At 70.0% G+C, this 8,630-nt stretch carries 10 protein-coding genes; 7 read left to right on the forward strand and 3 right to left on the reverse strand.

Translation table 11 applies throughout. From position 1 onward, the window contains the following. On the reverse strand, window positions 1-640 hold a 640-nt coding region (locus tag BGO22_RS15555; RefSeq protein WP_286851595.1), incomplete at its 3' end, for a GntR family transcriptional regulator. A gap of 114 nt (window positions 641-754) precedes the next feature. Between BGO22_RS15555 and BGO22_RS15560 the strand changes: the two genes are divergently transcribed. The 6 genes from BGO22_RS15560 to BGO22_RS15585 are packed head-to-tail and all read left to right on the forward strand — an operon-like array spanning window position 755 to window position 6,313. Beyond that, entirely contained in the window at window positions 755-1,306 is a 552-nt protein-coding gene (locus tag BGO22_RS15560) for a TRAP transporter small permease (protein ID WP_286851596.1), read from the forward strand. 58 nt (window positions 1,307-1,364) lie between these two features. Next, window positions 1,365-2,654 (forward strand): TRAP transporter large permease, encoded by a 1,290-nt coding sequence (locus BGO22_RS15565; protein ID WP_286851598.1) that lies wholly within the window; start codon window positions 1,365-1,367, stop codon window positions 2,652-2,654. Between the two features lie 42 nt (window positions 2,655-2,696). Then, window positions 2,697-3,701 (forward strand): DctP family TRAP transporter solute-binding subunit, encoded by a 1,005-nt coding sequence (locus tag BGO22_RS15570; protein WP_070399354.1) that lies wholly within the window; start codon window positions 2,697-2,699, stop codon window positions 3,699-3,701. Continuing rightward, entirely contained in the window at window positions 3,698-4,675 is a 978-nt protein-coding gene (locus BGO22_RS15575) for a C-terminal binding protein (RefSeq protein WP_239478189.1), read from the forward strand. The genes BGO22_RS15570 and BGO22_RS15575 overlap by 4 nt, the downstream gene beginning before the upstream one ends. 41 nt (window positions 4,676-4,716) lie before the next feature. Continuing rightward, on the forward strand, window positions 4,717-5,364 hold the full coding sequence (locus tag BGO22_RS15580) for an RraA family protein (protein WP_070399355.1): 648 nt from the start codon (window positions 4,717-4,719) through the stop codon (window positions 5,362-5,364). A gap of 1 nt (window position 5,365) precedes the next feature. Further along, entirely contained in the window at window positions 5,366-6,313 is a 948-nt protein-coding gene (locus BGO22_RS15585) for a sugar kinase (RefSeq protein WP_070399356.1), read from the forward strand. Here BGO22_RS15585 and BGO22_RS15590 read toward each other — a convergent pair whose 3' ends face one another. Then, window positions 6,314-7,195 (reverse strand): isocitrate lyase/PEP mutase family protein, encoded by an 882-nt coding sequence (locus BGO22_RS15590; RefSeq protein ID WP_286851600.1) that lies wholly within the window; start codon window positions 7,193-7,195, stop codon window positions 6,314-6,316. 5 nt (window positions 7,196-7,200) lie between these two features. Continuing rightward, on the reverse strand, window positions 7,201-8,193 hold the full coding sequence (locus tag BGO22_RS15595; RefSeq protein ID WP_070399358.1) for a Bug family tripartite tricarboxylate transporter substrate binding protein: 993 nt from the start codon (window positions 8,191-8,193) through the stop codon (window positions 7,201-7,203). A 129-nt stretch (window positions 8,194-8,322) separates the two neighbouring features. Here BGO22_RS15595 and BGO22_RS15600 point away from each other — a divergent pair. Beyond that, the coding region (locus BGO22_RS15600) for a LysR family transcriptional regulator (RefSeq protein WP_286851603.1) at window positions 8,323-8,630 on the forward strand (308 nt) is incomplete at its 3' end.

An 8,630-nucleotide genomic window follows, 5' to 3' on the forward strand; every position in this document is an offset into this window, starting at 1 on the left:
CGCAGGCCGCCCGGTAGCGCGGCTCGTTGTCCAGCACGTGCTCGCGCAGCAGCGCGCCGGCCGCGTCCACGTCGCCGTCGCCCACGGCGTCCACCAGCACCTGGTGGCTGCTGACCGCGTTGTCGATGGGCGAGCGGTGCCGCAGCGCGGTGAGCTGCGAGCGCAGCACCTCGTAGCCGGCGCGCACGTAGGGACTGGGGCAGTGCTCGAAGAGCTGCCAGTGGAACGCCATGTCGATGCGCGCCAGCGCGGGCAGGTCGCGCGCGGCCTCGGCCGCCTTCATCTCCTTCACGCACTGCTTCATGCCCTTGAGCAGCGCGGCGCGGTTGGCTGCCATGGCCTCGCGCAGGGCCTCGGTCTCCACCAGCGCGCGGAAGCGGCAGAGCTGGCCCACCTGTTCGGGCGTGAGCCGAAAGACGAAGGTGCCGCGCTGCGGGTGCACCTGCACCAGGCCCTGCGACTGCAGGCGCACCAACGCCTCGCGCACCGGTGTCTTGCTCACGCCCATCAGGGCCGCCAGCTGCGCCTCCGACACCTGCTCGCCCAGCTTCAGGTCGCCGCTGACGATGGCCTCGCGAATGCGCTCGCCCACCACGTCGGTGAGCAGGCGAGGGCGTTCAAGCTCGAGTTGTCGGGTCATGGTGGTTTCGGATCGTGGGTGGGCAGTGTAAGGGCTTTCCCCAAATCCTATATCTGAGATATCAGATACGATTGCGGCAAAACCCTGAGTCGAACCACCGGAGACAGCGCACCCATGGCGTTCAGCGAATCACCGGCCCGCCCCTCGCTCGCGGGCCGCCTGGAGCACGGTTTCGTGCGCCTCAACCAGGCCCTCATCGTGCTGCTCATGGCCTCGATGGCGATCCTCGTGTTCGCCAACGTGGTCATGCGCTACGTGTTCAACCAGTCCATCTTCTGGGTCGAGGAGTTCACCCAGATCCAGATGATCTGGGTCGCCTACCTGGGCGCCGGCCTGGCGCTGCGCGAAGGCCGCCACGTGGCCGTGGACATGCTGCAGGACGTGCTGCCCGCGCGCCTGCGCCACGCCCTCCGCTGGTTCATCGCCCTGGCCATGGCGCTGTTCCTGCTGACCCTGGTGGTGCTGGGCGTGCAGATCGCCGAGTTCACCTGGAACCAGGAAACACCGGCCATGGGCCTGCCCGCCGGCCTGCCCTACCTGGGCATTCCGCTGGGCGCGGCGGCCATGCTGCTGCACCTGCTGCTGTTCTGGCGCCAGTTCATCGCGCGCGACTTCGTGCAGGTGGAAGAAATTGGCGACGACCATGTCGAGGAGGCGCACGCATGAGCCCCGCACGGCCGCCCGAAGGGGCTCGCAACGCAATGCACCGCGCGGAGGTTGCCGAATGAGCGCGGTTCTCTTCATCGTCTTCGTGGTCGGCCTGGCCATCGGCGTGCCCATCGCCCTGGCCATGGGCGGCGCGGGCCTGCTGGCCCTGGCCATCGACGGCAACCTCTCGCTGCTGTCGGTGCCGCAGCGCTTCTTCGACGGCATCAACAGCTTCCCGCTGATGGCCGTGCCCTTCTTCATCCTGGCGGCCGACCTGATGACGGCCAGCGGCATCACCACCGCGCTGCTGCGCTTCGCCGGCGCCATGGTGGGCCACGTGCGCGGCGGCATGGGGCATGTGAACGTGGTCACCTCGGTGATGTTCGCGGGCATCAGCGGATCGGCCCTGGCCGACGCGGCCGGCCCGGGCGCGATCGAGACCCGCATGATGGCCAAGAGCGGCTACGACAAGGCCTACTCCGCGGCACTGTCGGCGGCCACCTCGGTCATCGGCCCCATCATTCCGCCGTCCATCGTGATGGTGATCTACGCGCTGACCGATAGCCGCGTCACCGTGGCCGGCCTGTTCCTGGCCGGCGTGGTGCCGGGCCTGCTGATGGGCCTGGCGCTGATGGCCATGAACCACTACCTCTCGGTCAAGCGGGGCTATGGCACGGTGGGCACGGCGCCCGGCTGGGGCGTTCGCCTGCGCGCGCTGTGGAGGGCCACGCCGGTGCTGCTGATGCCGGCCATCATCATCGCGGGCATCCTCACCGGCCTGTTCACACCCACCGAGGCGTCGGCCGTGGCGGTGTTCTACGCGCTCTTCATCGGCCTGTTCGTCACGCGCACGCTCAACGCGCGCCTGATCTGCCGCGTGCTGCTGCAAAGCGGCCTGGTCACCTCGGCGGCGCTCATCATCGTGTCCATGGCCTCGCTGTTCGCCTGGCTGCTCACGCTGCTGCAGATCCCGCAGGCCATCGGCGCGGCCATCGGCGGCATGACCACCGACCCGGTGGCCATCATGCTGATCGTGATGGTCTTCGTGCTGATCTGCGGCCTGTTCATCGACACCCTGCCGGCCGTGATCATCCTGGTGCCCGTGCTGGCGCCGCTGTCGGACCAGTTCGGCATCCACCCGCTGCACTTCGCCATGGCCATCGTGCTCAACCTCACCATCGGCCTGGCCACGCCACCCGTGGGCGGGGTGCTGTTCGTCATGAGCTCGGTCGCGCGCCTGCGGCTCGAAGAGCTCACGCGCGCCATCCTGCCGCTGCTCGCCGCCCTGCTGGTGGTGCTGCTGGCGGTGGTGCTCATCCCCTCGCTCAGCCCCTTCGTGCCCGGCCTGTTCGGCTACGCGCGCTGAGCCCCTGCCCTTCCGTTCCCCAACCACAAGGAGACACCCGCCATGAAGTTCAAGACCCTCGTCGCCGTGATGGGCCTGGCCCTCGCGCTGCCCCTGGCCGCGCACGCGCAGAAGACGCTGAAGTACGCGCACTTCCAGCCCGCCAAGGACGACCAGCCCAAGCACGTGGCGGCCCTGGCCTTCAAGGAGCACGTGGAGAAAGCCACCAACGGCTCGATCAAGGTCGAGATCTTCCCGGCCGGCCAGTTCGGCAAGGACCAGCCCACCATGGAAGCGCTTCGCCTGGGCACGCTGGAGATGGCCGTGGCGCACGATGGCGCCATCGGCACCGTGCACAAGCCCATCGGCGTGCTGGGCATTCCCTTCCTGTACGACAACCACGAGCACGCCTGGCGGGTGTACGACTCCGAGTGGCTCAAGGGCTTCTCGGACGACATGGTCAAGAAGACCGGCATCCGCGCGCTGGGCTTCGCCGACAACGGCGTGCGCCACTTCACCAACAGCCTGCGCCCGATCCAGACGCCGGCCGACATGAAGGGCATGAAGATCCGCATCCAGCCCTCGCCGGTGTTCAAGGCCCTGGTCGAGTCGCTGGGCGCCTCGGCCTCGGCCATCCCCTGGGGCGAGCTGCCCACCGCGCTGCAGCAGAAGGTGGTGGACGGCCAGGAAAACGGTGTGACCAACATCCTGGCCGCCAGCCTGTACCAGCACCAGAAGTACGCCACGCTGGACGGCCACGTGTGGTCGGTGCACGGCTACCTCGTCAACGACCGCTTCTACACCCGGCTCACCGACGTCGAGCGCAAGGCCGTGGACGAGGGTGTGAAGAAGGCGATGGCCATCCACCGCAAGATGACCGCCGAGCAGGACAAGAACGCCAAGAAGATCCTCGAAGGCGTGGGCATGCAGGTCTATGAACCCACCGCCGCGCAGATCGCCGAGTTCCGCAAGCTGGCCCAGCCGCCGGTGCGCCAGTGGGCCGAGGGTGAGATCGGCAAGAACTACGTCGATGCGCTGTTCAAGGCCGTGGAGGCAACCCGCAAGTGAATGGACTGAACCAGGGAGGCGGGCTCGAGCGGCTCGTCGTTGCCATCGACGACGGGTACGCGAGCTACGACCAGGAAGAGGCCCTGCTGGGCGCCGAGGGGGCGCGTTTCGAGGTCCGCCCCTGCCGGCGCGACCCGAAGCGCGCGCTGGACGCCGCGCGCGAGGCCGACGTGGTGTTGGTGCGCGAGTCGCCGCTGCCACGCGAGGTGATCCAGGGCCTGGCGAAATGCAAGGCCATCGTTCGCTACGGCATCGGCGTGGACAACATCGACCAGGTGGCGGCCAGCGAGCGCCGCATCGCGGTGGCCAACGTGCCCGACTACGGTACCGACGAGGTGAGCTCGCAGGCCGTGGCCCTGGCCCTGGCGGTGTCGCGCCGCCTGTGGCTGCACGACCGCGAGGTGCGCGAGGGCCGCTGGTCCACGGGCGTGCTGCAGCCCATGTTCCGCCTGCGCGGGCGCACCCTGGGCCTGGTGGGCTTTGGCCGCATCGCGCGCATGACGCTGGAGAAGTTCGCCGGCTTCGGTTTTGCTCGCGTGCTGGTGAACGACCCGCGCGCCGAGCTGCCCGATGGCGTGGAGCGCGCCGACATCGACACCCTGTGCGCCGAGTCCGACGTGATCTCGCTGCACGCGCCGCTGAACGAGCAGACGCGGCACCTGATCAACGCCGAGCGCATCGCGCGCATGCGGCCGACGGCCATCCTGGTGAACACCGCGCGCGGCGGCCTGGTGCACACCGACGCGCTGCACGAGGCCCTGGCCGCGCGCCGCATCCTGGGCGCCGGGCTCGACGTGTTCGAGCAGGAGCCGCCCGGCATCCACAAGCTGTTCAGCTTGGACAACGTGGTGGTGAGCAACCACATGGGCTGGTACAGCGAGGAAGCGATGCGCGACCTGCAGCGCAAGACGGCCGAAGAGGCCGCGCGCGTGCTGCGCGGCGAGGCGCCCCTGAATTGGCTCAACCGGTGGTGAGGCCACCAACGACACCACCAAACATTGCAAGAAGGCAGGACATGAAAGAACTGATCGACGGATTCAACCAGGTTGCCGTGGCCTCCGTGGCCGACGCGGTGGACAAGGTCTGCGGCAAGCGCGGCTACATGGCCGCCTGCATCAAGCCGCGCATCAACGACAAGCGCATCTGCGGCCCCGCCGCCACCGTGCTGGAGGCGGCCACCGACGAATTCGTGCCGCCGCAGCATGCGCTGGACCTGATCGACGAGGCCCCGGCGGGCAGCGTCATCGTCATCAGCATCGAGGGCGGCGAGCCCGACGTGGCGGTGTGGGGCGGCCTGATGACCGCGGGCGCCGTGGCCAATGGCCACGTGGGCGCCGTGCTGGACGGCGGCGTGCGCGACCTCACCGAGATCCGCCGCGACTACGGCTTCCCGGTCTATGCGCGCGACGTGAGCCCCGGCACCACGCTGGGCCGCTACCGCACGGTGGCCTCTCAGGTGCCGGTGCGCGTGGGCGACGTCCTGGTGCACCCGGGCGACATCCTGGTGGGCGACGTGGACGGCGTGGTGGTGGTGCCGCGCGCCCAGGCCGAAGAGGTGCTGAAGGTGGCGCGCGAGATCGACGAGCGCGAGCTGGAGCAGGCCAAGCTCATCATCGCGGAGAAGTCGCTGCGCAAGGGCCTGGCGAAGTACGGCCGGATCTGAGATGGCGAAGGGAGCAGTCGTGGCGGGAGAAGCACTCGACATCCTCGCCTTGGGCGAGGCCATGGTCGAGTTCAACCAGACCGGCGAGGGCCAGGGCCGCCTGTACCTGCAGGGCTTTGGCGGCGACACCTCCAACTTCGCCGTGGCCGCCGCCCGCCAGGGCGCGCGCGTGGGCTACCTCGGCGCCCTCGGCGACGACCCGTACGGCGCGATGCTGCGCCGCCTGTGGGACGAGGAGGGCGTGGACCACGCGAGCGTGCGGGCCGATCCCGAGGCCTTCACCGCGATCTACTTCGTCACGCACGACGAGCGCGGCCACCACTTCAGCTTCTTTCGCACCGGCTCGGCCGCGAGCCGCTACACCGCAGCGCAGCTGCCGCGCGAGCGCATCGCCGCCGCGAGGGTGCTGCACCTCTCGGGCATCTCGCTGGCCATCTCGCCGACGGCCTGCGACACCGCCTACGCGGCCATGGCCATGGCGCGCGAGGCCGGCACGCTGGTGTCCTTCGACACCAACCTGCGCTTGAAGCTGTGGCCGGTGGACCGCGCGCGCGCCGTCATGAGCGACGTGATCGCGCGCTGCGACATTTGCCTGCCCAGCTACGACGATGTGGTGGCCATCACCGGCCTGAGCGAACCCGACGCCCTGGTGGACCACTGCCTGCGCCTGGGCGCGAAGGTGGTGGCGCTCAAGCTCGGCGAGAAGGGTGCGCTGGTGGCGGACGCGAACGAGCGCCACCGCATCGAGCCTTTTCCCTGCCAGCCGGTGGACGCCACCGGCGCGGGTGATGCCTTCGGCGGCGCCTTCGTCGCGCGCCGCCTGGCCGGCGACGGCCTGCTGGAAGCCGGCCGCTACGCGGCGGCGGTGGCCGCCTTGTCCACGCAAGGCTATGGCGCGGTGGCGCCGATCCCGCGCGCGGACGAGGTGCGCGCGCGGCTGGCGGGCTGATCAGCCGCCGTAGCGGCGCTCCAGCGCGGCCCAGCGATCGAAGCCCACGATGCGCTTGTAGTCCTCGAAGCCCACGCCGGAGCCCACCAGGCGCAGCTCGCCGCTGCGCAGGTCCTCCAGGCTGGCCATCATGGTCTTCACCGAACGCATCAGCAGCGAGATGCCGTAGATGACGATGCGAAAGCCCAGGTCCTCCAGCTCGGCGGGCTTGAGGATGGGCGTGCGCCCGCCTTCCAGCATGTTGGCCATCAGCGGCACGCCCTGGAGCGCGCGGCCCACCTGCTCCAGCTCGGCCACCGATTCGGGCGCTTCGATGAAGATGCCGTCGGCGCCCGCGCGCGCGTAGCGTTCGCCGCGCCGCAGCGCCTCGTCCATGCCGACCACCTCGCGCGCGTCGGTGCGCGCGATGATGAAGGTGCGCGGGTCGCGCCGCTGCTCGGCCGCGGCGCGGATGCGCCGCTCCATCTCCTCGCAGGGCAGCAGTTCCTTGCCCTTGATGTGGCCGCAGCGCTTGGGCGAGACCTGGTCCTCGAAGAACAGGGCTTGCGCGCCCATCCGTTCATAGGTGTGCACCGCGTGCACCACGTTCTTCACGTCGCCGTAGCCGTTGTCCACGTCCACCAGCACGGGCAGGTCGGACACGGCCATGATGTCGCGGTAGGCCGCGCTGAGCTCGCCCAGCGTCGCCAAGCCGATGTCGGGCAGGCCGTGGCGCGCGCCCACCACCGGAAAGCCGCCGATGAAATAGGCCTTGAAGCCGGCCTGCTGGATGAGCAGGGCGGAGATGGCGTCGTGCGCGCCGGGCAACACCAGCGGGCGCTCGCTGGCGACGAGCTCGCGGAAGTGGGGGTGGGGCGCGGACGCCGTCGGGTGTTGGGACATGGGACTCACTGATCGATCTTGATGTTGCCTGCCTTGATGACCGCGGCCCAGCGCTGGCCGTCCTCCTGGACGAGCCGCTCCAGCTCGCGCGGGCTGCCGCCCAGGGGCTCGGCGCCCTGGCGCTGAAACTGCGCGCGCAGGTCGGGGTCGCGCAGCACGGTGTTGACGTGGCGGTTGAGCTCGCTCACCACTTTGGGGTCCAGCCCGGCGGGGCCCATCAGGGCGAACCAGGTGGTGCCGTCGAAGCCCTCGAAGCCGGCCTCGCGCAGCGTGGGCAGGTCCGGCGCCAGCGGCGAGCGCTGGGCGCTGCCGATGGCCAGGGCTTTCACCTTGCCGGCCTGCGCCTGTGGCAGCGTCCACACGATGCTGTCGAAAGCGAAGTCGATCTGGCCGCCGTTCAGGTCGGGCAGGGCCTGGATGCCGGTCTTGTATGGGACGTGCGTGGTGGGCAGCTTGGCGCGCTGCGCGAAGTCGGCGCCGATGAGGTGCGTGACCGAGCCATTGCCGCTGGACGAGTAGTTCAGCGTGCCCGAACGCGCGCGCGCCGCCTGCAGGAACTCCGCCACCGTGGCGACCTTCAGCGCCGGGCTCACCACCAGCACGTTGGGCGCCGTGGCCAGGCGCGCGATGGGCGCGAAGTCGCGCTGGGCGTCGTAGGGCAGGGGGCGCAGGTGCGGCAGCACCGCGTGCGTGCTGCTGGTGGCCAGCAGGAAGGTGTAGCCGTCGGGCGCGGCCTTGGCCACGGCCTGGGCGCCGATGGCGCCCGCCGCACCCGCGCGGTTGTCGATCACCACCGGCTGCTTGAGCGCGGCCGAGAGTTTCTCGCCCACGATGCGCGCCAGGGCGTCGGTGCTGCCGCCGGCGCCGAAGGGCACGACGATGCGCAGCGGACGGTCTGGCCAGGCGGGGGACTGGGCGTGGGCGGGCGCGAGCAGCGCGGCCAGCAGGGCGAGCCCGCCGGCGCCCAGCCAGCGGGCGGGGTGGAAAGAAAAGGGCATGGCGTGTCTCCGGTCGTTGTTTTGGATGCAAGGGGTTCATGCGCTCCGCTTCGCACTCTAGGAAAGCGTCCCGTGGGCATCAAATGATTTGTTTCCATCCCCATTCATGAAGCAGATTGATAATGGGACATGGACTTCCGCCGCCTCGACCTGAACCTGCTGGTGGTGTTCGACGCCGTGCTCAGCGAGCGCAGCGTCACGCGCGCGGCCGAGCGGCTGGCGCTCACGCAGCCGGCGGTCAGCCACGCGCTGTCGCGCCTGCGAGCGGCCTGCGGCGATCCCATCGTGGTGCGCCAGGGACATGGCATGGTGCCCACGCCACGGGCCGTGGCCCTGCACCCGGAGGTGCGCGCCCTGCTGGCGCGCGCGCAGCGCGTGTTCTCGCTGTCCAGTGCCTTCGATCCGCGCCAGTCGCAGCGCCAGTTCCACCTCGGCTG

The organism is Hydrogenophaga sp. 70-12 (genome assembly GCF_001897365.1).
GTDB classification, from domain to species: domain Bacteria; phylum Pseudomonadota; class Gammaproteobacteria; order Burkholderiales; family Burkholderiaceae_C; genus Hydrogenophaga; species Hydrogenophaga borbori.

What these genes read in the sequence shown, in the direction of transcription:
- BGO22_RS15560 (WP_286851596.1), top strand. Translation starts at nt 755, where the DNA reads ATGGCGTTCAGCGAATCACCGGCCCGCCCCTCGCTCGCGGGCCGCCTG.
- BGO22_RS15565 (WP_286851598.1), top strand. Translation starts at nt 1,365, where the DNA reads ATGAGCGCGGTTCTCTTCATCGTCTTCGTGGTCGGCCTGGCCATCGGC.
- BGO22_RS15570 (WP_070399354.1), top strand. Translation starts at nt 2,697, where the DNA reads ATGAAGTTCAAGACCCTCGTCGCCGTGATGGGCCTGGCCCTCGCGCTG.
- BGO22_RS15580 (WP_070399355.1), top strand. Translation starts at nt 4,717, where the DNA reads ATGAAAGAACTGATCGACGGATTCAACCAGGTTGCCGTGGCCTCCGTG.
- BGO22_RS15585 (WP_070399356.1), top strand. Translation starts at nt 5,366, where the DNA reads ATGGCGAAGGGAGCAGTCGTGGCGGGAGAAGCACTCGACATCCTCGCC.
- BGO22_RS15590 (WP_286851600.1), bottom strand. Translation starts at nt 7,195, where the DNA reads ATGTCCCAACACCCGACGGCGTCCGCGCCCCACCCCCACTTCCGCGAG.
- BGO22_RS15595 (WP_070399358.1), bottom strand. Translation starts at nt 8,193, where the DNA reads ATGCCCTTTTCTTTCCACCCCGCCCGCTGGCTGGGCGCCGGCGGGCTC.